22 protein-coding genes and 5 tRNA genes are annotated in these 24,089 nt (G+C 52.3%); 17 read left to right on the forward strand and 10 right to left on the reverse strand.

What is annotated here, in order from left to right; translation table 11 throughout:
- Positions 1 to 203 precede the first annotated feature (203 nt).
- From argH to ACO5JD_RS06110, 4 genes are all read right to left on the reverse strand, one after another.
- A complete protein-coding gene (gene argH / locus ACO5JD_RS06095; protein WP_035438663.1) occupies positions 204 to 1,625 on the reverse strand; it encodes an argininosuccinate lyase in 1,422 nt (473 codons plus the stop codon).
- Positions 1,626 to 1,705: 80 nt separating this feature from the next.
- The gene (locus ACO5JD_RS06100) at positions 1,706 to 2,968 is read right to left on the reverse strand and encodes an argininosuccinate synthase (protein ID WP_484988445.1); all 1,263 of its coding nucleotides are present in this window, start codon (positions 2,966 to 2,968) and stop codon (positions 1,706 to 1,708) included.
- Positions 2,969 to 3,836: 868 nt separating this feature from the next.
- Positions 3,837 to 4,268 carry a Dps family protein gene (locus tag ACO5JD_RS06105; RefSeq protein WP_021626301.1) on the reverse strand — a complete coding sequence of 144 codons (432 nt, stop codon included), beginning with the start codon at positions 4,266 to 4,268 and terminating at the stop codon, positions 3,837 to 3,839.
- A 39-nt stretch (positions 4,269 to 4,307) separates the two neighbouring features.
- Positions 4,308 to 4,709, reverse strand: a complete 402-nt coding sequence (locus ACO5JD_RS06110) for a Fur family transcriptional regulator (RefSeq protein WP_021626300.1) — start codon at positions 4,707 to 4,709, stop codon at positions 4,308 to 4,310.
- Positions 4,710 to 5,030: 321 nt separating this feature from the next.
- Between ACO5JD_RS06110 and disA the strand changes: the two genes are divergently transcribed.
- From disA to ACO5JD_RS06140, 6 genes are read left to right on the forward strand one after another with little or no spacing between them, the layout of a single operon-like run.
- Entirely contained in the window at positions 5,031 to 6,107 is a 1,077-nt protein-coding gene (gene disA / locus ACO5JD_RS06115; protein ID WP_021626299.1) for a DNA integrity scanning diadenylate cyclase DisA, read from the forward strand.
- The gene (ispD, locus tag ACO5JD_RS06120; RefSeq protein ID WP_484988447.1) at positions 6,104 to 6,907 is read left to right on the forward strand and encodes a 2-C-methyl-D-erythritol 4-phosphate cytidylyltransferase; all 804 of its coding nucleotides are present in this window, start codon (positions 6,104 to 6,106) and stop codon (positions 6,905 to 6,907) included. The genes disA and ispD overlap by 4 nt, the downstream gene beginning before the upstream one ends.
- A 42-nt stretch (positions 6,908 to 6,949) precedes the next feature.
- The gene (gene ispF / locus ACO5JD_RS06125) at positions 6,950 to 7,474 is read left to right on the forward strand and encodes a 2-C-methyl-D-erythritol 2,4-cyclodiphosphate synthase (protein WP_484988449.1); all 525 of its coding nucleotides are present in this window, start codon (positions 6,950 to 6,952) and stop codon (positions 7,472 to 7,474) included.
- Between the two features lie 34 nt (positions 7,475 to 7,508).
- Positions 7,509 to 8,981, forward strand: coding sequence for a cysteine--tRNA ligase (gene cysS / locus ACO5JD_RS06130; protein ID WP_484988451.1), 1,473 nt, complete (start codon positions 7,509 to 7,511; stop codon positions 8,979 to 8,981).
- 42 nt (positions 8,982 to 9,023) lie between these two features.
- A complete protein-coding gene (gene rlmB / locus ACO5JD_RS06135; protein WP_484988453.1) occupies positions 9,024 to 9,920 on the forward strand; it encodes a 23S rRNA (guanosine(2251)-2'-O)-methyltransferase RlmB in 897 nt (298 codons plus the stop codon).
- A gap of 1 nt (position 9,921) precedes the next feature.
- On the forward strand, positions 9,922 to 10,521 hold the full coding sequence (locus ACO5JD_RS06140; protein ID WP_484988455.1) for an NYN domain-containing protein: 600 nt from the start codon (positions 9,922 to 9,924) through the stop codon (positions 10,519 to 10,521).
- Between the two features lie 440 nt (positions 10,522 to 10,961).
- Here ACO5JD_RS06140 and ACO5JD_RS06145 read toward each other — a convergent pair whose 3' ends face one another.
- Positions 10,962 to 11,834, reverse strand: coding sequence for a DeoR/GlpR family DNA-binding transcription regulator (locus tag ACO5JD_RS06145; RefSeq protein ID WP_484988457.1), 873 nt, complete (start codon positions 11,832 to 11,834; stop codon positions 10,962 to 10,964).
- Between the two features lie 340 nt (positions 11,835 to 12,174).
- On the opposite strand from ACO5JD_RS06145, the gene ACO5JD_RS06150 reads away from it, so the two are divergent.
- Positions 12,175 to 13,026, forward strand: coding sequence for a class II fructose-bisphosphate aldolase (locus ACO5JD_RS06150; protein WP_484988459.1), 852 nt, complete (start codon positions 12,175 to 12,177; stop codon positions 13,024 to 13,026).
- A gap of 267 nt (positions 13,027 to 13,293) precedes the next feature.
- Here the strand turns inward: ACO5JD_RS06150 and nagA are convergent, their stop codons facing one another.
- The 5 genes from nagA to ACO5JD_RS06175 all read right to left on the reverse strand — a co-directional run bounded on the left by nagA (position 13,294) and on the right by ACO5JD_RS06175 (position 18,605).
- Positions 13,294 to 14,463: an N-acetylglucosamine-6-phosphate deacetylase gene (gene nagA / locus ACO5JD_RS06155; protein ID WP_484988461.1), complete on the reverse strand. Its 1,170-nt coding sequence runs from the start codon at positions 14,461 to 14,463 to the stop codon at positions 13,294 to 13,296.
- A 126-nt stretch (positions 14,464 to 14,589) separates the two neighbouring features.
- On the reverse strand, positions 14,590 to 15,759 hold the full coding sequence (locus ACO5JD_RS06160) for an AgaS family sugar isomerase (protein ID WP_484988463.1): 1,170 nt from the start codon (positions 15,757 to 15,759) through the stop codon (positions 14,590 to 14,592).
- 133 nt (positions 15,760 to 15,892) lie between these two features.
- A complete protein-coding gene (locus tag ACO5JD_RS06165) occupies positions 15,893 to 16,621 on the reverse strand; it encodes a GntR family transcriptional regulator (protein WP_021626286.1) in 729 nt (242 codons plus the stop codon).
- A gap of 126 nt (positions 16,622 to 16,747) precedes the next feature.
- Complete coding sequence (locus ACO5JD_RS06170) at positions 16,748 to 17,818, reverse strand: PTS system mannose/fructose/sorbose family transporter subunit IID (protein WP_484988465.1); 1,071 nt, start codon at positions 17,816 to 17,818, stop codon at positions 16,748 to 16,750.
- Positions 17,808 to 18,605, reverse strand: coding sequence for a PTS mannose/fructose/sorbose/N-acetylgalactosamine transporter subunit IIC (locus tag ACO5JD_RS06175; protein WP_484988467.1), 798 nt, complete (start codon positions 18,603 to 18,605; stop codon positions 17,808 to 17,810). The genes ACO5JD_RS06170 and ACO5JD_RS06175 overlap by 11 nt, the downstream gene beginning before the upstream one ends.
- 339 nt (positions 18,606 to 18,944) lie before the next feature.
- On the opposite strand from ACO5JD_RS06175, the gene ACO5JD_RS06180 reads away from it, so the two are divergent.
- From ACO5JD_RS06180 to nusG, 10 genes are all read left to right on the forward strand, one after another.
- Complete coding sequence (locus ACO5JD_RS06180) at positions 18,945 to 19,877, forward strand: 1-phosphofructokinase family hexose kinase (RefSeq protein WP_484988469.1); 933 nt, start codon at positions 18,945 to 18,947, stop codon at positions 19,875 to 19,877.
- A 75-nt stretch (positions 19,878 to 19,952) separates the two neighbouring features.
- Positions 19,953 to 20,027 (forward strand) — tRNA-Thr (locus tag ACO5JD_RS06185).
- A 901-nt stretch (positions 20,028 to 20,928) separates the two neighbouring features.
- Positions 20,929 to 21,012 (forward strand) — tRNA-Tyr (locus ACO5JD_RS06190).
- A 5-nt stretch (positions 21,013 to 21,017) separates the two neighbouring features.
- Positions 21,018 to 21,093 (forward strand) — tRNA-Thr (locus ACO5JD_RS06195).
- A 15-nt stretch (positions 21,094 to 21,108) separates the two neighbouring features.
- Positions 21,109 to 21,185: transfer RNA gene (locus tag ACO5JD_RS06200), tRNA-Met, on the forward strand.
- Positions 21,186 to 21,278: 93 nt separating this feature from the next.
- The gene (tuf, locus tag ACO5JD_RS06205; RefSeq protein ID WP_021734590.1) at positions 21,279 to 22,493 is read left to right on the forward strand and encodes an elongation factor Tu; all 1,215 of its coding nucleotides are present in this window, start codon (positions 21,279 to 21,281) and stop codon (positions 22,491 to 22,493) included.
- Positions 22,494 to 22,829: 336 nt separating this feature from the next.
- The gene (gene rpmG / locus ACO5JD_RS06210; protein WP_484988471.1) at positions 22,830 to 22,979 is read left to right on the forward strand and encodes a 50S ribosomal protein L33; all 150 of its coding nucleotides are present in this window, start codon (positions 22,830 to 22,832) and stop codon (positions 22,977 to 22,979) included.
- Positions 22,980 to 22,994: 15 nt separating this feature from the next.
- A tRNA-Trp gene (locus ACO5JD_RS06215) sits at positions 22,995 to 23,070 on the forward strand.
- A 91-nt stretch (positions 23,071 to 23,161) separates the two neighbouring features.
- Entirely contained in the window at positions 23,162 to 23,530 is a 369-nt protein-coding gene (secE, locus tag ACO5JD_RS06220) for a preprotein translocase subunit SecE (protein ID WP_021626275.1), read from the forward strand.
- 2 nt (positions 23,531 to 23,532) lie between these two features.
- Positions 23,533 to 24,081: a transcription termination/antitermination protein NusG gene (nusG, locus tag ACO5JD_RS06225; protein WP_021626274.1), complete on the forward strand. Its 549-nt coding sequence runs from the start codon at positions 23,533 to 23,535 to the stop codon at positions 24,079 to 24,081.
- Positions 24,082 to 24,089 lie beyond the last annotated feature (8 nt).

Below are 24,089 nucleotides of genomic sequence, written 5' to 3' on the forward strand. Positions count from 1 at the left end.
CATTTGTGGTTTGCGTTCTACTTATACTCGATGGGCAGGGTTCCCAAGCACAAGCGACGGCGTGGGCGGCTCTCAATACCTCCCTTATGCAGTAACCAACAGGTCTCCAAGCGCAAGCGATGGCATGGGCGACTCTTTCTGTAACCGCACGATCTGCGTGCATGAATTGCGTGGGGAAGGCTCCGGCACAAGGACGGCCGCCCTCACACCTTCATGACGGATTGTTCGCGGATCAGCTTCACCTGGCGACGATCCCTCTTGAGGGTACGGCTCGCCTCTCTCAGCTGGTCGCGAACCGTGTCGGGGGCCGTGCCGCCATACGTGGTGCGAGCGGAGACGATCCCTTCGGGATCCAACTCGCCCACAATGTCGTTGCCAAAGAGCGGCGAGGCCGTGCGAAACTCTTCGAGGGTGAGGTCTTCGAGGGCCTTCCCGCTCTTTTCACAATACAGAACGAGCTGGCCAACGACCTCGTGGGCCTTTCGGAAGGGCATGCCGCGCTTCGCCAGGTAGTCGGCAACGTCGGTCGCGGCGGTGAAGCCAAGCCCGGCCTCCGTGCGCATGGCGTCGGCATGGACCTCCCATGTGTCGATCATGCCCTCGACGCAGATCATGCAGTCGCGCAGCGTGTCGGCGGCATCGATGGCGCCCTCCTTGCACTCCTGCAGATCCTTGTTGTATGCAAGCGGCAAGGCCTTCATGGTGACGAGAAGGCCCACCAGGTCGCCCACGACTCGACCCATCTTTCCTCGCGTGAGCTCGGCAAAGTCCGGGTTCTTCTTCTGTGGCATGATCGAGCTGCCGGTGGAATAGGAGTCCGAGAGGGTGATGAAGCCAAACTCCGTGGTGCCCCAGACCACGATTTCCTCGCACAAACGGGAGAGGTGCATCATCGAGACCGAGCAGGCGTACTCAAGGTCAAGGAGGAAGTCGCGATCGGAGACGGCATCCATTGAGTTGGGGATCGGATGGTCGAAGCCAAGAAGCTCGCTCGTGCGATGCCGATCGAGCGGATAGGTGGTGCCGGCGAGCGCGGCGGCACCCAGCGGATTGGCATCCGCAGCGACGAAGGCATTGTGGAGGCGCTTGAAATCGCGCGTGAACATCCAGAAGTATGCGAGCAGGTGGTGCGAGAAGAGCACTGGCTGGGCGTGCTGCATGTGGGTGTAGCCCGGCATGACAACACCCATGTTCTTGCGTGCGGCACGCGTGACCACGCGGCGCAGCGAGAAGTTTTCGGCCATAAGGTCGACGAGCAGGTTCTTTGCGAGCAGACGGGTGTCGGCAGCGACCTGGTCGTTGCGTGAGCGACCGGTGTGGAGACGCGCGCCCGCGATGCCAACGTCCTCGATCAGCTCGCCCTCGACAGCCATGTGGATGTCTTCGTCCTCCGCTCCGTAGCGAAAGCGCTTCTGCCTGATCTGGTTTTCTATCTCAAGCAGACCCACCTCGATGCGCTCGAAGTCTCCACGACTGATGATACCCCGCTCAGAGAGCATGCGGGCATGGGCGATCGACCCATGGATGTCCTCGCGATACATGCGTTTGTCGATGGGCAGGGACGCACCGAATCGCATCGTGAACTCGTCGACGCTCTGCTCGAACCTGCCTGACCACAGTGCCATGTGCTCTCCTCGTCCAAACATTCCTGAAGCCGAGGGACAGCCCCTGTGAGAGCTGTCCGAAAGCGTCTGTCCATTCTATCCTAGAACTGTTCAAAGTCGTGTCCCTCGGCGGCGCGGCGCGCACCCGGCCCCTGCTTCCTGGACCACGTCTTGCTCTGAAGGCTGTGAAGCTCAATGAAGCCATGGGAGCTGGCGCGGTCGAAGGTATCGCCCTCGCTGTAGGTAGCCAGACCATAGTCGTAGATGGCGTAATCGCTCCTGCGGCCAACGACGGTGAGGCTGCCCTTGTACAGCTTGGCGCGAACCTCGCCCGTCACGAATTCCTGCGTGGACTCCACGAAGGCGTCGAGGGCCTCCTTGAGCTGCGAGAACCACAGGCCGTCGTAGACGAGCGTGGCCCAGCGCTGGTCGATCTGATGCTTGAAGTGCTGGGTGTCGCGGTCGAGGCAGAGCTGCTCAAGGGCCTGATGCACCCTTATGAGGGCAAGCGACGCGGGGCACTCGTAGCACTCGTGGCTCTTGATGCCGACGAGGCGATTCTCGACCATGTCGATGCGGCCAAAGCCATGCTTGCCGCAGATCTCGTTTACCTTGATGATGAGCGGCAGGTACTTCATCCTCTCGCCGTTGACGGAAACGGGCACACCCCTCTCGAAGCCGATGGTGAGATACTTGGGCTCGTCGGGGGCGTCCTTGGGATCGACCGTCATGGTCCAGATGTCTGCAGGAGGCTCGTTCCACGGGTCCTCAAGCACTCCGCACTCGATGGCACGCCCCCAGAGGTTGTCATCGATGGAGTAGGGCTTGGCGGCAGTGGTGGGAACAGGGACGTTGTGCTCGGAGGCCCACGCCATCTCCTGCTCGCGCGTCAGCAGGTCCCACTCGCGGACGGGGGCGATGATCTCGATCTCGGGGTCGAGGGCGTGGATGCAGGTTTCGAAGCGCACCTGGTCGTTGCCCTTGCCCGTACAGCCATGGGCGATGTAGCGTGCGCCATGCTTGTGCGCATAATCGACGAGGTACTTGGCGATCATGGGGCGAGACAGCGCGGAGAGCAACGGGTAGGTGTTCTCGTACAGGGCGTTGGCCTGGACGGCCTTCTTGAGGATGCGGCTGGCATAGGGTTTGCGCAGGTCGACAGCATCAGAGTAGATCGCGTCCATGTCGAGGGCCTTCTGCTTGACCCACTCGAGGTCCTCTGCGTCTTGGCCGACGTTCGCGCAGATGGCGATGACGTCGAGGTCCCTCTCCAACTGGAGCCACTTGACCATAACCGACGTGTCGAGGCCGCCCGAATATGCGAGGACGACCCTTTCCTTGGTGGAAGCTGCTGCTGCACTCATGCTCTTCTCCCCTCACACGAGTTGGTAGACGGAGTCACTGCCGCATCCGCGGCAAGAAAAAGCCCGGTCATGCCGGGCGTCGACTGGCTTGATTTCCTGTGGCTCTCTCTTAGCTAACCAGAAGGTACGCACGGCATGCGGGCGAGGTACGTCGATTCTGGCGTCGGAGGCCGAGCATAGCTACGACGATGCTTCCCCTCATGTCTGCCCCCTCCCTACGTGTGTGGCGACTGTGCCGTCCTAGTGTATTGGTATGAGACTTTACCTCTGACGTATGCACTCTCGCGGATATTACTTCTTTTGGAAACAAAAACGCTGTATCTGGGGAGCGGGAAAACTCGATGTGGGGAGATTGTGTGCATGAGGCCGCGTGATGTCTCGCGTAAGGCTCCGGCTGGTTCCATCGGACATCTCTCTCCAATGAACTCAAAGCGCACAGTGCTAGTGCTAGGTTCCGGCTGGTTCCATCGAACATCTCTCCAGAGATGGGCGGGGCGTCGCCTGGTCAATTTTGTGCCAAAAGAGAATCAGGAACCCAATTCAGTAGCCCTAAAAGAGAATGAGGAACCCTTTCGTATGGGATAACCGTTCCTGCTGCTTATCAAAAGCCAAAATTTAGATAAATTTCGATAGATGGTTCATCTTTCTGCTTCTTCTTCCCTAGATGGTTCATGTTTCGAACTTCGAGAAAATCTGACCTGATTTGCAATTTCAAGGATGCTTTTTGAACCCTTAGTAATGAGAGTACTTTTGAACCCTTTAGTGATGAGAGTGCTGTGATGTATACGTTTACAAGCAAAAACCCTGCGAATAATGGGGAATTTAGACGCAGGGCTTTTATATATACGCAGTGTTAGGATGCGCTGGTTTAGCGGGAAGATTGACCAATCATCCACAGGTTCTTGGAGATGGTAGCGACATACTCGTCCATTGCATTAGAGACCAGTACGTTACCCTCCTCTTCTGCAGTGGTCTTAACATCCATAACATCTGCGAGAATTGTCTGATAGTCAGCCTTAACGGTCTCGAATGCTTCGGGAACGCTAATGAAATCAGACTCGCGCTCAACAATGTGTGAAGCGTCGAGAAACTCGCTCATGGTTGAAAGAGGCTTGCCGCCATTCATCAAAATGGTTTCAGCGACCTCATCAACTGCTTCATTTGCCTGATCGTAATACTCCTCAAGTTTGGCATGGACTTGGAAGAAGGCGTGACCCTTTACGTACCAGTGGAGATTTTGAATCTTGCGATGCGCAACTGCCCAATCAGCAAGAAGAGTATTAAGTTTGTCGTTCAGCATGATGATTCCTTTCTTGCAGCTCAATGGCACGTTTAGTGCTTATGAACGGCTGCTTCTCTGTTGTTCTTTGGCGAGACAAGAGGTGCAAATACCGCGGAGTGTCAACTCAAATGAACTCAACTGACCCGGGAGATTTTTTGCCAACAGACTCTGAATCTCCTCCACGTGAGGGGAGTTCACGTCAAAAATCTTCCCGCAGCGAACACAGGTAAAGTGTTGATGAGCAGTGGTATGCCCATCAAAGTGGGTACTCCCATCACTTACATTCACCGTACAAATATCGCCGTTTTCCGCAAGTTGCACGAGGTTACGATAGACTGTTCCGAGACTAATATTGGGAAACTCAGCCTGTACCCCCTGGTACACATCCTGCGCAGTTGGATGATCGTGGCTCTTTATCACAAAAGCTCGAATTGCCTCACGCTGCTTGCTATATCTCATCTCAACTCCTCTCCGATAATAAGTAGTAACAGTTACTGATAAGTGTTATACCCCGAATAGAGGAGAAGATTAATAGGAAGCGTTCTCACTATAGTTTCTCCATAAATAGGAATGTTTACTGTTTATATCTGGGTTGAGATAGAGAAGATATCTGGGTTGAGATGAAGAAGAAAAAATACCGTGACAAGAAAACGAGAAAGAGGAGGAGAAACGAGAAAGACGAGGAGAATACTGTTAGAGACGCGCGACCGCCTTATACTGGTAAGGGTAAGGGTACAGGACAGAATCGACGCAGCCCGTCTTCGCATATGGAGGTAATGCATGGACATACTCGCGCCAGCTGATAACGAAAAAACTACCGCCGAGCGTTTTGAGGAAGCAATACGCCAAGCTGCTCCTGGCACAGCTCTTCGCCATGCGCTTGACATGATTATTGCCGCTCATCTTGGTGCACTTATCTGTATCGGTGACGTGGAAAATGTTATCGCTGCTGGCGATGATGGCTTTAAACTTGATATCTCGTTTACGGCAAACCGTCTCTTTGAACTCTCAAAGATGGACGGCGCCATCGTAGTGGACAAGGATCTCACAAGGATTTTGCGTGCCAATTATCACCTCAATCCCGATCCGTCTCTCCCAACATCCGAGACAGGCATGCGTCACCGCACGGCCGCGCGTATGAGCTTATTGACCAAGGCGCTGGTGATTTCTGTGTCTCAGCGTCGTCAGGTTGTCAACTTTTTTATCGATGGCCGCGGCACTCAAATGCGCACTGTTCCCGAGTTGATGGGTATGGTCAACCAGCTGCTGGTTTCGATGCAAAATACTCGTATGCAGCTTGATCATGGTCTGCTTCGCCTGACAACGCTTGAGCTTGATGATTACGTCACGATACGTGATGTTACTGACGTTCTCTACCTCTTTGAAGTGCTGATGACCGAGTCGCAGGAACTTAGCGGTGTGATCATGGAGCTTGGCTCGGAGGGACGCACCATTGCGATGCAGCGTGACGAGTTTGTGGGCGACATGGACGAGACGTACACGCTGATGATTCGTGACTATGCAGCTGATTCTACTGAGGAAAACGCCCGCGCAATACGTCGCGCTTTCCATGAGATGCGCAATGGAGAAATGCGTTCTGCAAAGACAGTCGCCGCGGCTTTGGGCTTTGAAGATCGTAGCGAAGATTCACCGCTTACGCCTTTGGGCCTGCGCACACTGAGTAATGTTTCGGTTGTGCGTGATGGGGTAGCTGACAAGCTGGTCAATGAGTATGGATCACTGCGTCGCTTGATTGACGCTATTGCAGCGCATCCCGAACATGTTGGTGATTTGGGTGTTCGCAATCCTAATATCTTGCTTGATACGCTGCAGCGTATGCAAGGGAACCGTGTATGAGTTACTGCGATGAGCTTTGCCGTCAGGACGTGCAGGTCGCAAACGCTGCACAGGCGCAGTGCCAAGGCGATTGCAACGCTGATAGGTCTACCTGTGCAATCATCGTTGCGGGAGGTCTAGGTCAGCGCTTTGGTAACCCTGCAGGCAAGCAGTACGTATCGCTGGCTGGTATGCCCGTCTTGTGTTGGTCGGTCCTTGCGGCTGACCGCGCCGCTTCGGTACGCGCACTTGTTGTTGTGGTACCCGAAGGATATATTACACAGACCCAACAGCTCATCGAAGATACGCTGACTCTCATCCATCCCATTTGCTATGTCGCGGGCGGGGCGACTCGTCAGGAGTCGGTTACACATGGCCTGAGCCGTGTTCCTACTAATTGCAAACTGATTGCAGTGCATGATGGGGCACGACCACTTGCGCGGCCTGAGGCATTCGAGGCCTGCATTGACCAGCTGCAGCGAGATGCTACGCTTGCTGGTGCGATTGCTGCCAGCCCTTCAATTGATACGCTCAAGCTTGTGGAGGGAACAACGGTTATCTCGACTCCTGACAGAAGCTTTTATTGGTGCGCTCAAACGCCTCAAATTTTTCATCGGACTGCTCTGCTTGAGGCATATCGCTTGGCAGCACAGGAGGGATTTGTAGGCACCGATGACGCATCCCTTGTTGAGCGACAAGGTGGGCGTGTTGCGTGTGTAAACTGCGGAAATAACAACCTCAAAGTGACGCTTCCCGAAGATGCGCTTTTGGCAGAGGCACTACTTGAGCAGCGCTTGTCACAAGAAGGTTGTGGCTTTTAAGGGAATCGGGCTGGCTTGACGTCGGCTTTGAAAGGACAGTATATGCGTATTGGACATGGCTTTGATGTGCATGCTTTTGCTGATGCTGCGGCAGGACGTCCCTGTATTTTGGGTGGCGTTACAGTGGAGTCTGACCGTGGACTTGCAGGACACTCAGATGCCGATGTATTAACGCATGCCCTGATGGATGCCCTGCTTGGCGCTGCTCGCATCGAGGGCGCCGGCGATATTGGACAGATGTTTCCCGATAACGACCCTGCATATAAAGATGCAGACTCGATTGTGCTGCTCCAACGCGTATGCGCTCTGCTTTGCGACAATGGCTGGCAGATTATGGACGCAGACTGTACGGTTGCTGCCCAAGCGCCGCGCCTGGCGCCTTATCGTCAGACGATGCGCGAACGTCTAGCTACTGCGATGCATCTGGATTTGCAGCAGGTAGGCGTCAAGGCTACCACGACCGAGCACCTGGGTTTTGTGGGCCGAGGTGAAGGAATTGCCGCATGGGCTGTGGTTTTGCTTGAAGAAAAGCAGGTCTTGAATCCGCCTGTTACACAGGCGCGTTAAAATCAGCACACACGACTACTATCGAGGAGTTTTTATGCTCGTCTACAACAGCCAAAATCACCGTAAAGAAGGACTCAAGACTATCGAGCCTGGCAAGCTGCGCATGTATGTTTGTGGTCCTACTGTCTACGATCAGATTCATATTGGTAATGGCCGCACATTTCTTGCTTTTGACGTGATTCGTCGCTATCTCACCTACAAAGGCTACGAAGTTACTTTTGCGCAGAATCTTACTGATGTGGATGACAAGATTATTAATCGGGCAAATGAGCAGGGCCGCACTGCTGCTGAGGTTGCTGAGGAATATTCTTGCGCCTTTATCGAGCAGATGCATCGTTTAGGCGTGCTCGATCCGGATATTCGTCCCCGTGCAACGCGTGAGGTTGCCGCCATGCAGGACATGATTTCAACCTTGATCGAAGGCGGTCATGCCTACGCGGTCGAATCGGGAGATGTGTATTTCTCTGTACGAAGTGACGATCGCTATGGCGTTGTATCTGGTCGCAACATCGATCAACTGCAGGTGGGAGCGCGTGTCGAGGAAAATACCGACAAGCGTGATCCTTTGGATTTTGCACTGTGGAAAGCCGCAAAACCGGGTGAGCCCTCATGGCCATCGCCTTGGGGTGAGGGTCGTCCAGGTTGGCATACCGAATGCTGTGCAATGATTCATCATTACTTGGGCACGCCTATCGATATTCACGGTGGCGGTGCAGACCTCGTGTTCCCGCATCACGAAAACGAGACTGCTCAGGCGTATTGCGCTTGGGGTCAACCCTTGGCAAATACTTGGATGCATACGGGCATGCTGCGCGTTGAGGGCGAAAAAATGTCCAAGAGCTTGGGCAATTTCTACACGCTCAAGGAAGTTTTGGACAAGTATCCCGCAGGCGCAGTGCGTCTATTGATGTTGCAAACTCACTACCGCTCGCCGTTGGACTTTTCTTTTGAGCGCTTGGATGGTGCTGTAGGTACGCTTGAGCGCTTGCAGACTTGCGTTAAAAATCTACGTTGGGCAGCACAGAATGCTCCTCAGGATGGTACGTTGACCCAGCAAGATCGCGCTCTTGGTGCTGCTATTGATGAGGCTCATGGCGAATTTGTCACCCAAATGGATGATGACTTTAACACTGCTGGTGGTTTAGCGGCAATCTTTGCGCTGGTTACAGCCGCAAATAGCTATCTTGATGCTGCGGGTGCTGAGATTTCGACTGCACTGGCGCTGCGTGCTTCCGATGCCATTATCGAGCTTGCCGAGGTGTTGGGTATCGAGCTTTCCCGCGATGAAGAAGAGCTACCTGCAGGTCTCATCGATCTTGCACGTGAGCAGGCGGGCTATGTTGGTGATTCTGCGACTGAGGCAGCTGAAGCGCTGCTGGCTGCTCGCCAAGTTGCACGTGCTCAGAAAAACTGGGGTACCGCTGATGCTATTCGCGATGGTATTGCCGCGCTCGGACTAGCAGTTGAAGACACAGCAGCTGGCGCTCGTCTTCGCACAAAGAATTAATCGACTCTCTGGCGTTATACGCTTAGAGGTGGGGTGTAGATTTTGAATAACAAGCAGCCAAGAAAAGCCGCTGGTCATAGCTCGTCTCGTCCGAACAAGCAGAACGATTCGCGGCGTGGCAATATGCGCAATGCTAGTGGCAGACGTCCCAATGAGCATCGTGGTGACAATCGTCATGCAAGTGCGCGCCGCCCTAGTGAGCGTCGTTCAGGTGCAGACTATATCGAGGGCCGTCGTGCTTGCGCTGAAGCGCTTGAAGCGGGGGTTCCTCTGAAACGGGCGTTGGTTGCTACAGGCGATGCGTCATTAGGAAGTCTTGTCAAGCGATTGTCGGCTGCAGGCATTCCTGTTGAGGAAGTCTCGCGCGACCGCCTGGATGTGGTGTCATCACATGGTGCACATCAGGGCATCGCTTGTCAGGTGGCGCCTTATCGTTATGCCTCATTGTCCGATGTGATTGAACGCGCAGGCGATGGGGACGCTCTTATCGTGGTGCTAGATCATGTCACTGACCAGGGAAATCTTGGCGCTATTGTCCGATCTGCCGAAGTGGTGGGAGCTGCTGGTGTCATCATCCCTAAGGTGCGCGCGGCTGGTGTAGGTGTTGGTGCATATAAAACCTCTGCTGGTGCTGTTATGCATATTCCCGTAGTACAGGTAGCCAATCTGCCTGCAGTGCTCGATAAACTTAAAGAAGTGGGTTTTTGGGCCTGTGCTGCAACCGAACATGCTGAGGATAGTGTGTGGTCGGCTCCTATGGGAGGACGTCTTGCGTTAGTTATGGGATCTGAGGGCAACGGTGTATCCCGTCTCGTGATGGAGCACTGTGATTTTGGCTGCAAATTGCCTCAGCGTGGACATATTGAGTCGCTTAACGTAGCGCAGGCAGCAACTGTGATGTGCTACGAGTGGCTTCGCCGTGTTTCGGAGGCTGAGTAGCGTGGCAAGAAAAGCCCTGCTTGTTGTTGATGGCTACAACGTGTTACGTGCAACTCCCCGCTACGAAGATTTGATAGATGAGGATGACCATCCTGTATACATGTCTGCTGGCGGTAGCGGGCGTGCGTCGGGTGGCGGCTCGATTGACATCGACCCTTTTGAGCGTGCACGTGAAGCTTTGCTTGCCGATGTTGCTGCGTATGCACAGGGTAGCTACGAGGCTGTGATTGTGTATGACGGTGCGCAAAATCTCTCACCCGAACGCCCCATAATGAAGGCTGCTGGTATCAAAATTGTATTTTCCGAGCAAGGTGAAAGTGCTGATTCGGTTATCGAGCGCTATTGCTCACAGGCGCGTCGGGCGGGCAGAGATGTGGCGCTGGTGACTTCCGATAGAGCAATTCGTTCGACGGCTGGGCTAGGGCCCTATGCATCGTCAGTTACCAAGATTTCGAGCGCTCTGCTTGTACAAGAAATGGAACGCGTTGATCATGAAGTTGCGCGTGAACTCGACGCGCGTACGCACGCTCGTATGACTGTTGAAGACCGCTTGGACCCTGAAACGCGTGCCAAACTTAATGCCTTACTCGGTCGCGAGTAGTGTTGTCGCCACTGCTTTCGTGGTTTCCAGGCGCAGTAGTCGTAGGCGGTTCAATAGCGTCGCACGTTCCCGCAAACGGTTCGAAGTGCTGCAATTTTCACAAACGGTTCAATACCGTCGCTCTGCTTCCACAAAAGCACTGCTCACTTTTTTGCTGCGGGTGCTTATTGAACCCTCTGCGAATAAAAGGATGCATTGTGAACCCGTTGTCTTCCATTTAATGCAGACGGTTCAAAAGCGTACCAAGTGCGCGGGAAAAGGCCAGGTAAAAATTGGCGCAAGGGCGCTTTATGAACCCGATGTGGGAAAAGGGTGCATTGTGAACCCGATGCAAGCAAAAGGGTGCTTATTGAACCGTCTGCGAGGAGGGCACAGGCAAAAGGATGCATATTGAACCGCCTGCGGTATGGATTGCCTACTAGGGCACCGTACCAAAAGCGCTATGCCACAATAAGTTGAGCACCTCCATTTTCAGCTGCAGCAGCAATGAGGTCAGCAGGGTCTGCTTCCGTAACGATAGCATCGACATCGCTGACATCTCCAAAACGTAGTAGCCCTGTTGCACCGAGCTTGCTGGAGTCCATCAAAATATAGGTCTTGTCTGCACAGTGGCAGAACGCCTCCTTGAGGGCGGCCATTGCTTGGTTGTTTGTCATAAACCCACGTTGGGGAACAAAGGAAGTAGGACACACAAAAGCAATATCGGGGCGTAGCGAATCGAGCGAGCGTAAAGTAAGAGGGCCGCTGACGTAGCGGTGCCCTTTGCGCAGCAGCCCACCGCATCTTTTGCATCCCAGTTGATGGGGGTGGCTGACGTAGCGGTGCCCTTTGCGCAGCAGCCCACCAAGAAAAATCACATCAGCTGCAGGCATTGAGCGGTCCACCAAATCTGCAACACTGAGATCATTGGTGACCACAGTCAGATCCTTGTGATTGTTCAATGCACGTACAAGTTCAATCGCAGTGGTACCAGAATCAAGCAAAATTGAGCTCCCATTGGGTACGAGCTGTGCCGCTCGGAGAGCAATGCGACGTTTTGCTTCGGCATTAATGTTGATGCGTTGCTCCTGTACTGAAGTGGTTACGGTTTTTGAAAGGGCAACTGCCCCTCCATGTGTGCGCTTGAGACGTCCATCGTGGCTCAGCGCATCAAGATCCCCACGAATAGTCACGCGCGAAACACCAAATAGTTCCGCAAGCTGATCAACGCGAACCTTTCCTTTTTGCTCGATAGTATTCATGATTTCGGCGCGACGGTCTTCGACGAAAGAAAGCCTAGTAGGCGTTGTGTTTTTCGCTAGGTGCTCTGTCATGTGCTTTCCTCTTTACAAGTATGAAGAAGATATGCTTTCGCTTTGCTTTCTCAAAATAAGTTTATAACTTTTCTTTTATTGCATTAAGACAAAAAACTCAGGCAAATCATTCCGCGGTATATAAAAGAAAGCAAATACCTATCAGAGCATTTCAAATATGGCTAAATTAGGCTATATACCTGCATAAATACAGTCAAAAATTAAAAACAAAACATCGTAGAATGGGCTTAGCTCTTAAGAGAAAAGCAATGGTTTTGCTTGTCTATTTCATAAATAAGAAAGCAGATCTTGCGATAGCGAAAGTATAAAGCAAGCTCATTTCGAAAAAGAAAGGTACCCCATGTTTGTTGATACCAAGCAAATGTTGCTCGAGGCACAATCTGGTCATTATGCAGTTGGTGCGTTTAATGTCGAAAATCTCGAGTTTGTTATGGCGGTTGTAGCAGCAGCAGAGGAGATGCACTCACCAGTTATCATGCAGACCACGCCTGGCTCTGTGAAATATGCGAGCCTTGATTACTTTGTTGCCATGGTGCGTACTGCTGCTGAGGCTGCAAGTGTTCCTGTTGCGCTGCATCTTGATCACGGGGATGGCTTTGATCGCTGTGCCCAAGCAATTCGCGCTGGTTATACCTCGGTTATGATTGATGGCAGCCACGTTCCCTTTGAGGACAACATTGCTTTGACTGCTTCTGTTACTAGGATTGCTCAAGCAATCCAGCTTCCTGTTGAAGCAGAACTCGGCAAAGTCGGCGGCAAGGAAGATGATGGTCCCATGGTTGCGGGCGAGAATCCTTATACCGATCCCGACGAGGCTGAGGAGTTTGTTGCGCGCACCCATTGCACAAGCCTTGCGGTAGGGGTGGGTACGGCACATGGTGTTTATCAAGGCATCCCACATATTGAGCAAGATGTGCTCAAGGCCATTCGCAGCCGTTTGGAGATCCCCCTAGTTTTGCACGGCACCTCTGGCGTACCTGATGATCAAGTTGCTGAGGCCATTCAAAACGGCATCTGCAAAGTGAACTATGCTACCGAACTTCGCCAAGCTTACTCCAAAGGCTTTATGGATTACATGGCTACCAATCCAGCCAATTTCGATCCCAAAAAGCCTGCAGCTCCTGGTATGGAAAACATCAAAGCAGTTGTTATGAGTCATATGGACAACTTAGGCTCCACCAACAAAGCGTAGTGTTTGGTGAAGTTATTGCGCGTAGTGCTTGGTGAAGTCCTTGTGCATAGTGTTTTGCGTAGTCCTTACATAGCAACTCGCGCAGCTCTTACGTTGTAAAGAAAACATGAGCCTTGAGCCCTGCGTAATAAAGAAAAGCTCCAATGCAGAAGCATTGGAGCTTTTGGCACGCGACCGCAGAATGGGGGGGAATTATTCCGCGGACACGAGGGTGCCTCACATCATCGGTCGTGCGCTACCGAGCAACCGCACATACTAACGCATCGTCTACTCTACAGGAACAAGTGCGCCACCGATATAGGTTGCATCAAGCGTCATATCTGGATTAAGCGCGATGAAATCAGCATTGCGACCAGGCATGATAAAGCCAACCTTGTGATCTACGCGTGTTGCGCGAGCGGGGACTTCGGATGCCATGCGAATAGCTTGTTCAGCTGTCACCAAATTCCAGTCATATAGATTTTTAACTACATCAATAAGACGAGCCACGCTACCGGCCAAACTACCAGCATTATGGCCTTCAGTGAGATAGCAGGCACCGCCGCGCATTTCAACGGGTAGGCCACCGCTCATATAGTGGCCTTCTGGTAGGCCTCCACAACTCAAGCAGTCGGTAATAAGAGGCGTATGCTGCCAGCCCTTGGTTTCAATCAGCACCTTGATAGAGACAGGGTTCACATGCTTACCGTCACCAATGACCTCGGCAAAAGTATCCGGAGTGGTCATTGCCGCACCTACAACGCCTGGCTCGCGGTGGTGTAGACCTCGCATTCCGTTGTAGGTATGCAAGAAGGTTGTGCAACCCGCATCAACAGCTTGGAGACATTGTTCGTGCGTCGCGTCAGAATGACCGATAGCACAGGTGACGCCTTCGGCAGATAGGCGAGAGATATACTCAACTGAACCCTCACGTTCGGGAGCAAGGCCGCTGCGGACAATAAGACCCTGCGCCTTTTCTTGCCAATCGGCAAAAATCTCGTATTGAGGATCAATAAGATAGTCGGGATTTTGAGCACCTACGTGCTTCATGGTAAAGAAAGGCCCCTCGAGGAAGATGCCAGCAATGCGTGCACCCAAGAAGTTGGTGTCTCGCTTGTGATTGGCTTCGGCAATGGCGGCCACCTCGCGACCGATGGTTTCTACAGGGTTGGTAAAAGTGGTTGGGCACCAAGCCGTCGTACCAAACTTTGCCAAGCCAAGACCGGATTCGTTGATACCATCAGGATCTATATCAGTTGTTGCGTGACCATAAAAACCATGGATATGGATGTCCACAAGACCAGGAGCGATCCACTTGCCCGTCTTGTCCAAAATTTCGCACGCAGGCTTCTCGTAAGTAAAGTTGCCAAATTTGCCTTCAACCACGGGCAAATAACCAGGCCCCACCAGCCTTCCTGCCAACACAAACTTATCAGCGTAAATGGCATAAGTACTCATAACGCCTCATTTCTGTCTCACCAGAGACTAGGGAATTAGTTACATCCACACTAGGGTAAAAGACCCGCGGCTCCGATGCGAGAGCCGAAGCAACGCGGGTCTGCAAACGGTATAAGAGCAAGTTGCTTAGGACTCAAACGGATGAATGCTCACGCCTTTCACGACACGGTTGACAGTGCCAGTAGGGGAAGGTGTATCAGGAGTATTGCCAACCTTGATTGAGGTGTTGAGTGCAACGGTCTGTGCAAACAAGATGTAGGGCAGTCCCAGATATAACTCAGGCATGAGATGGTCGTCTTCGAAGTCAAAAGACTCGCCTGCGTAGTTTGCTTTGCTTTGCTGCTGGATGGCAACAGTGTGTTGCGCGATGTCGTCGCCACCAATCTCGTTGAGAATATCGAGATCATACTGACGGGTGTAAGGTTCGGAGCTGACAAAGTCAAAGACCAATGTTTTTTCGTTAACAAAGGATTTGGGTCCGTGACGATAGCCCATAGAAGTATCAAACGAGGTTGCAATTTTTCCAGCGGTTAGCTCCAAAATCTTGAGCTGGGCTTCACGAGTCATTGCACCAAGCGCACCAGAGCCTAGGTAGGTAATGCGAGTAAAGTCGCCCTCAAGCCAACTGCAAATCTCATCTTCACGCTCGATAACCTCACGACCCATCTTGGCAGCCTGCGCAATCCAAGCAGCCTTGTCCTCATAAGAGGCGGTATCAAAAATCAGGGCAGCAAGCAAAGTCATGCAGCTGTAGCTGCCAGTCATTGCAAAACCCCGGTCGTTGGCGCGAGGAATCAGCAGCGTGAGACCGTCGCTACGTTCTGCAAACTGTACGGCAAGCTTGCCATCAGGTGCGCAGGTGATATTGAGGTAGAGGATGTTCTCAACAACCTGACCAGCACGCTCAATCGCTGCCAGGCTTTCGGGGCTGTTGCCACTACGGGCAAATGAGACAAGCACCGTAGGGTCCTCAGGGCGCAGGAAATCGCGAGGTGCAGAAACAATATCAGTGGTTGCCAATGCTTGGAAGATGAATTTATCGTTGTCACCCTGACGACGCAAATAAGGGACAAGGGTATCACCTGCATAAGCAGAAGTTCCGGCACCTGCAAAGATAACATGAGTGTGACGGTCTCCACCTAGAGTCTTTGCTCTGGCAACAAATTTAGTAATAGCCTCAATGTTGTTGTCATAAATGGAGAGCGTGTCTTCCCACAGTTCGGGCTGTTGCACAATTTCTTGAGTCGTGATGTCGGCCCCGAGAGCGATGAGCTCATCAATCGATTTTTTGTACATGTAAATCACGCTTCCTTTAATCCAGCAAAGCTGGCTATTTTTTCTGTCTTAGGGATTAGGGAGAGGACAAGCAAAACCAAGATTTGTATCGCTTTGAAATCTCAACAACGATTTTGTTTAGCCCGATTTTTGCTTAGCCTCTGAAATGAGTAATGCGGTATTTGAATTGATCAGCACGGGCAACGCTACGGGTAAATTCAATGGGTACGTTCTTCTCATTAAAAGTGATTCGTACGAGCTTTAAAATTGCCGATCCTTCAGGGATGTCTAGGTAGATAGCTGCATCCGAACGAGCAATGCTTGCACTAAAGTCCTCTTGAGCCAGGCGAATTGTCTGGTGGTATTCTTGCTCCATTACTTCGTACAACGCCCTTGTAGAGACCTCATCGTAGCTCAGGCCTATAAACTGTGTTGCAGGCAGATACGTGCGTTCCAGCATCATGGGGATACCATCAGCCAACCTTAGGCGCTGGAGCTGATAGATGTGCTCTCCTAGGCGGAGACCAAGCTTTTCTGCAACCTGCTTGGGCGCCTCTGCCAGCTTGAATTCCAAGATTTTGGTTTGAGGATTACGGCCAGCGCGACGCATCTGGTCGGTGAAGCTGTACGTAGCAGAGAGATTGGTTACCTCAGTTTCGGAATGAGCAACAAAGGTGCCACGCCCGTGCACACGTGTTACCAAGCCTAAGGCCTCAAGTTCGCCCATTGCTTGACGCACTGTTGTGCGAGATAAACCGTAACGTAGGGAAAGCTCACGTTCAGAAGGAAGAAGGTCGCCAGGTTCCAAATCGTTTTCAATCTTCTCTTTGAGGATATCAACTAATTGGTCATAAAGAGGCTGTTTGCGAGAGGCGATAGTCACCTTTCTCCTCCTTTCAAGTGGGCTATGTACAAGTAATAGCAAAAATATTTCGACATGGGTTCAAGAAAAAAGGGGACGCACGAACAAGATATGCTCGTGCGTCCTGCGGGGACGTGCTAGGAAAGCCTAGCCCCAAATGCTTGGCCAGAGGCCAAAGGGACCAGCGCCCAAGATGCCGATGATGAGCACGAGCACGATACCCTTCATAGGCGTGAAGTTCTTCTTGGAGAACAAGTAATAAAGCAGCATAACGATTGCCATTGGGACAAGCTTGGGGCAAATGCTGTCAAGAATGTTTGCAATGTCAATGTTGACGGGGGATTCCACCATCTCCATATAGGTAACTTCGCTCATGCCATTGCCAAGATCAACAGCGCCTGCAGTGGCGGGGTTGCCGTTTGCATCGGTACCAGAGAGGGGATTGCCATCCTTGTCATTCATACCAGAGAGCGTGACACCCTTATCGTTGGTCTTGATGACCTCGAAGTTTGCTACCTCGTCGTTAGCAACGGTTGCGGTGTGCGCAACATATGCTTGAGTGGTGCCATTGGGGATAACAGCATTGATTTGAGTGCCGCCCATGGTGACGGTAAGGCAGCCAACTACAAAAACACCGAGGATGGAAGCCGCGCGGGTGAAGGCCTGCATATTTGCCATGAGGCTATCGAGTGCGGACATGCCCATCTTGTAGGACCAGTTCATCAAACCAAAGCGCAGAGCAAACTGAACCAAGTTAAAGATGATGAGGAAGAGAATAGGACCAAAGACATTGTCGCTAATGGCCATATTGGAGCAAATGCCTGCCGTAATGGGCACAAGAGTCATCCAGAACAAAGCGTCGCCAATGCCACCAAGAGGACCCATAAGAGAAACGTGGACCGCACGGATGGTGGGGATGTCAACCTTCTTTTGTTCCATGGACAGGATGAGGCCCATGGCAAAGGTGACGAGGAATGGGTGGATGTTGAAGAACTCCATGTTGTGAGTCATTGAGGTGGACAGATCATCCTTGTCCGTGTGAATCTTCTCGAGACCAGGAAGAATGGAGTACAGCCAACCAGCCGCCTGCATACGCTCGTAGTTGAAGGAAGCCTGTAGGAAGCAGGAGCGCCAAGCCATCTTGTTTAGGGTCTTCTGATCAAGATCGGGAGCCTGTTCAAGGTTCTTATAGCTGGTGAGTTCCTCATTAGATGCCATCTTCGTCACCTCCGTCAGAGATTGCAGCACCCTTGAGTTCGGTGTTCTGCTGGTAGTCCCAGTAAGCAATACCAAAGCCGATGAGTGCGAGGATGAGCAGGGCGGGGGTTGCGAGGGTAGAGATGCCCGAGACAATCAGTGCCATGCCAAAGCCCAAGAAGTAGAAGCCCCACATGTCGCGGTTCATCATAAACTTCAACAGGATTGCAAAGCCAACAAAACGCATCATGCCACCAGCTGCGGAGAGACCAGCGGAGAGCCAAGCGGGGATTGCGTCGACAACAGCCTGGCCCATTGTGGCACCACCAATAAAGAACAAGGTGACAACGATGCCAAAGATGAGGCCAAGTAGACCCATTGCAAGGTAGTTGATCCTCTCGATGCCCTTGGGGTTGGCATCGGCTGCATACTGGTCGGCTTTGCTCATCAACGGGGACATAAGAGTAAAGATCAGGGTAACGCCGTACTGGCCGAGCAGGGAGAACGGAATTGCAGTAGCAACTGCGATGTTCGGCTCAAGATGAAGAGAAATGGCAAGAACGGTAGCCATAATGCCGCCGACAACTGCATTGGGGGGATGTGCGCCACCGATGGGCATATTGCCGATGGTCATCAGTTGGTAAGTGCCACCAACAATCAGACCAGTTTGAAGATCGCCAAGGATGAGACCGATAACCATGCCAGTCACGAGTGGCTGATACAGCGACTCGAGGAAGCTGAACTGGTCAATTGCTGCGATGAACGTAACAATGAAGACCAGAATGACTTGCAAAGCTGAGTATTCCATCCCTACCTCCCTTTCCTGTGCTAACAAATTGACAAAGTTTGTAGCGCATGTTCATATGCCTGTCGGGGCCCTCGTCAGGCAGAATGACCAAAATAAGTTGTGCACAAGAGCCAACGTGCGGCTAAGTGCAAAAAGCTGTTCGTAAGGCTTGCTTACTTAATGGCAGCCCAGGTGGTATCAAATCTCAAAAAATGTTCGCCATGGGAAATAAGGTTTTGTGATATACGCGCGAGATTGTGTGTGTACGCGATGTGTATGGACGCTGTATGCATGCGGTGCCAATAGACATCACGTATGGCGCAGTGTGTATGGACACAATGCGGTAAGGAGAAGCTTGTAATGATCGCAGCGGTCACACTTAATACTTCAATTGATAAGGCGTATACCCTCGAGGCGCCTATAAGCGTGGGAGAGGTGCAGCGTGTTGCGACGTGTATTGATACTGCAGGTGGAAAGGGGCTTAATGCTGCGCGCTCCGTGCATACATGTGGCGAAAAAGTTATTGCGACAGGGTTTGTAGGGGGTAACAACGGACGCTTGCTTTGTGAGTTGCTTGCGGCAGATGGGGTAGAAGAAGACTTCGTTCGTGTTGAGGCAGAGACTCGTTGCTGTATTAATATTCTTGAGCCTAATATGCGTTCAACCGAGTTTCTCGAGCCTGGGCGTTCTATAAATGTTGCTGAGCTTGAACGCTTAAAAGAGAAACTTCGCGAAATTGCTGCAAAATGCAATGTCATATCATTTTCGGGTTCAGCTCCCGCTGGGGTTGCGGATGACGTGTATGCCGTACTAGTGCGTATTGTGCGCAAAATGGGTGCGCGTGCGGTTTTGGATACCTCAGGGAACTATTTGGTGCGCGGTATTGAAGGGAAGCCCTTCTTGATTAAACCAAACACCGATGAAATTGCAGCTATTTTGGGTCACAAGCCCTGCTCGCTTGACGAGGTGGTTGCAGCTGCGCGCGAGTTACATGCACGAGGAATAGAAGAGGTTGTAGTGTCGTTGGGTTCTCGCGGAGCAGTGATGTGTTCTGATGAGGGCGTGTTTAAGGGTACTCCGCCTGCTATCGAGCTAGTAAACCCGGTGGGTTCTGGTGATACGATGATTGGTGCGTTTGATGTTGCTATTGCACGGGGGGACGTGCCATCCGAACAGCTGCGATTTGCGATGGCCTGCGCTACGGCAAACTGCCTTACGCCCGAGACGGGGCATTTTGAGCTTGCCGTGGCTATGGAGCTGGCAAAGCAAACTCAGATTGAACGTCTTGCGTAGTTTTTCTTGGAATATGGACTCTTCGTTATATCGAGCAACGCGCTGGGGCGGCTTATGGCATAATGTGCGACGCAAGCCAGCATGGCTCAATGGCAGAGCAACGGTTTTGTAAACCGTGGGTTGGGGGTTCGACTCCCTCTGCTGGCTCCAGAAAACACAAGGTCAGGGTTTCGGCTCTGGCCTTTTTTCATGCTGTGAACGATAGCAGCCTTTAGCTGCAGACGGTTTCCAATGTATCCTTCTGCGTGCATCCTTTTCCCGCGCTCTCCCCACAGGCGGTTCACAATGCACCCTTTCGCCCACACCTTTTCCCACATCGGGTTCAATATGCGCCCTTTTACTCACATCGGGTTCAATAAGCATCCTTGTGCCAATTTTTACCTGCCCTTTTCTTGTGCACTTGGTACGGTCTTGAACCCTCTGTGGAAAAATGGCTACAACGGGTTCAAGAAGCACCTTTTAGCCCATATCGGGTTCACAATGCGCCCTTGTAGAAATTTTTATCTGGGATTTCTCGAGCCATTTGGTACGGTTTTGAACCGCCTGTATTAAATGGAAGACAACGGGTTCAAGAAACACCTTTTTGCTTGCAGAGGGTTCATAAAGCACCCGCAGTAAAAAATTGAGCAGGGCTTTGGGGGTACTTTTGCCATCCTCTACGAGGATCCAGTGACGCGTGTGAAGCGTTTACGAGGGCTGGAGGCGTTTTGCATCTGCCGCAGGGGGCTTGGGACCTCGATGTTATTGCGGGTGCCTGCAGAAAGAAGCTTTGTGAACTGCTTGTGAAAGAAATATCTCTATATCCAGATAGGGAACCAACGCCTAGAAGCCTAATGTCTTGGAAGATAAAACTGCAGCTCAAAAGCAATCTTACGAGCATTCATATATCTATGTTGCAATCCCAGCATGGCTCCAATCATCCTATATGGAAACGCCCGGCACCGTGGAATGGATATTTTTTGTTTGACAAGAAAAGCATTGAACCGTAGTATTTCTTCCGCTAACGTGATTAATGCATTCGTGCAAGCACGGAGGCAATTGAAAACGGAATGGGGATGTGGCACAGCGGCAACTGCGGCGGACTGTAAATCCGCTCCCTCTGGGTTCCTTGGTTCGAGTCCAAGCATCCCCACCATACCTGCCCGTGTAGCTCAGTCGGTAGAGCACTTCGTTGGTAACGAAGAGGTCACCGGTTCGAATCCGGTCGCGGGCTCCATTTTCAAGTGGCAATGCCGGTGTAGCTCAGCTGGTTAGAGCACGCGGCTCATACCCGCGATGTCACTGGTTCGAATCCAGTCACCGGTACCAGAGTTCAAGCGGTGGTTTTCTCCCGCCGCATGACATAGGCAGGTCAGGTTTTAGAAGGGCGGCCAAAAGGCTGTTTCCCGAAGGAGGATGGCAATGGCCAAGGAGAAGTTCGATCGTAGTAAGCCACACGTAAACATCGGTACCATCGGTCACGTTGACCACGGTAAGACGACCACCACGGCCGCCATCACCAAGGTCCTCTCCCTCAAGGGCTGGGCTAAGTTTGAGGCCTTCGATCAGATCGACAAGGCTCCCGAGGAGCGCGAGCGTGGTATCACCATTTCTGTTGCTCACGTTGAGTACCAGACCGAGAGCCGTCACTATGCCCACGTTGACTGCCCTGGCCACGCTGACTACATCAAGAACATGATTTCTGGTGCTGCTCAGATGGACGGTGCAATCCTCGTCATCGCAGCAACCGACGGCCCCATGGCTCAGACTCGTGAGCACATCCTGCTCGCCCGTCAGGTCGGCGTTCCTTACATCATCGTCTTCCTGAACAAGTGCGACATGGTTGACGACGACGAGCTCATCGAGCTCGTTGAGATGGAGACACGTGACCTCCTCTCCGAGTATGACTTCCCCGGAGACGATCTGCCCATCGTCCGTGGTTCTGCTCTCAAGGCTCTTGAGTCCACCAGCACCGATCCCGATGCTCCTGAGTACAAGTGCATCTGGGAGCTCATGGATGCAGTCGATTCCTACATCCCCACGCCTGCTCGTGACAACGAGAAGCCCTTCCTGATGGCTATTGAGGACGTCATGACCATTTCTGGTCGTGGTACCGTTGCTACCGGTCGTGTCGAGCGCGGCGAGCTCAAGCTCAACGAGCCTGTTGAGATCGTTGGTATCAAGGAGACCCAGAAGTCTGTTGCTACTGGCATCGAGATGTTCCGCAAGACCATGGACTTCTGCGAGGCTGGCGACAACGTCGGTATCCTGCTCCGTGGTGTTAAGCGCGAGGACATCGAGCGCGGTCAGGTCCTCTGCAAGCCCGGCAGCGTTACTCCTCACCACGCATTCACCGGTGAGATCTACGTTCTGACCAAGGACGAGGGTGGCCGTCACACGCCGTTCTTCTCTGGCTACCGTCCTCAGTTCTACTTCCGTACCACCGACGTCACGGGCGACATCCAGGAGCTCACCGACGCCAACGGCACCAAGGTTGAGATGGCTATGCCTGGCGACCACGTCACCATCAAGGCTGACCTGATTCACCCCATCGCTATGGAGCCCGGCCTCAAGTTCGCTATCCGCGAGGGCGGCCACACCGTCGGCGACGGTCGTGTTTCCACCATCATCGACTAGTACTTTTGTAGATAGTCGCAACCCGGCATCCCAGTGGTGCCGGGTTTTTTTGTGCCAGAGTGGGAAAGCAGATCTATCCGTAGGAAGCAGATCTTAGGGAAGTGGATTTATCCGTAGGAAAGCAGATCTATCTAGGACCCAAAATTTTCCGCGTAAGAGTTCGGCTTAAACCTCATGTGGCCCCCTACAAGGGCATCTGGGCACCTCCAAGCTTTGATAATTCTGTGATGTATGCAAGCAGAGTAATCATTTCTTGACAAAATGCTGCATAAGCTGCTAATGTTTTCAACCGCGTCACTAACGAGTCACGTTTGTGGCTTTGTAATAGGAGGAGTTATGCGTACACTGGTTACTCTCGCCTGCACCGAGTGCAAGCGTCGCAACTACACCACCAAGAAGAACAAGTCGAACAACCCTGATCGTCTTGAGATGAAGAAGTATTGCCCGTGGTGCTACAAGCATACCCTTCACAGGGAGACCCGCTAAAATAGGGTCATACATAGGCCAGTAGTTCAGTTGGTAGAGCGACGGTCTCCAAAACCGTATGTCGAGGGTTCGAGTCCTTCCTGGCCTGCCAGAAACACCACCGGCTATCACCCCTTGGGTGCTAGCCGGTTTGCATGATAAAGACGAAGTTTTACCCATGAGAGCCCGGAAGAGGTTCGCGAATGTCGAACAAGGATCGTAACAAGAGAAGCGCCCGTAAAGCCCGCGCCGCAGAGCGTGAGAGGGTTGCCGAGGCTCAGGCTGCGGCAAGCACCGAGGAGCCCAAGGCAAAGCAGCATCTTGCCAAGTCTTCGTCTTCCAAGGCTGCAAAACCCGCCAAAGCGAAAAAGACCGGTTTCTTTGGTCGTATTCGCAATTACTTTGCCGATGTCAAGTCTGAGATGCATCGCGTTACTTGGCCTTCTAAGGACGAGCTACGCAATTGGTCTCTCGGCGTTATCGTTGCACTAGTCATCTTTGGTATTTGCGTCTGGCTTGTTGATATGGGCTTTGTCTCCATATTGGTTGGCTTTACAGGTCTGAGGGGGTAGTCATGGCAAAGCGTTGGTATGTCGTTCACACCTATTCAGGCTACGAAAACAAAGTCAAAACTGACCTTGAGCATCGTATTGATACCTACAACATGAGGGATCAGATTGTTGATATCCAGATTCCTATGGAGGAGGTTACCAAGCTTAAGGAAGGTGGCGAGCGTATCACCAAGGACGAGAAGGTCTTTCCTGGCTATGTCCTTGTGCGTATGGAGATTGATGACAACACGTGGGCTGTTGTCCGCAATACTCCTGGCGTAACGGGTTTTGCTGGCATTGGCGGCAAGCCTACACCCTTGCGCCGTAGCGAGTACGACAAGATTATGCGCCGCGTCAATCCTCGCAGCGATTCTTCTGCTCCCGCCAAGATTACGACCACCGACATTGAGGTGGGTCAATCCATCCACGTTGTCTCTGGTCCTTTGGCTGATTTTGACGGTACAGTTTCTGAGATTATGCCTGAGTCTGGCAAGATCAAGGTAATGCTTACTATCTTTGGTCGCGAGACGCCCGTCGAGCTCACCATGGATCAGGTTGCTTCGATTAATTAGTAGTTTGG

This window comes from Olegusella sp., from assembly GCF_057238325.1.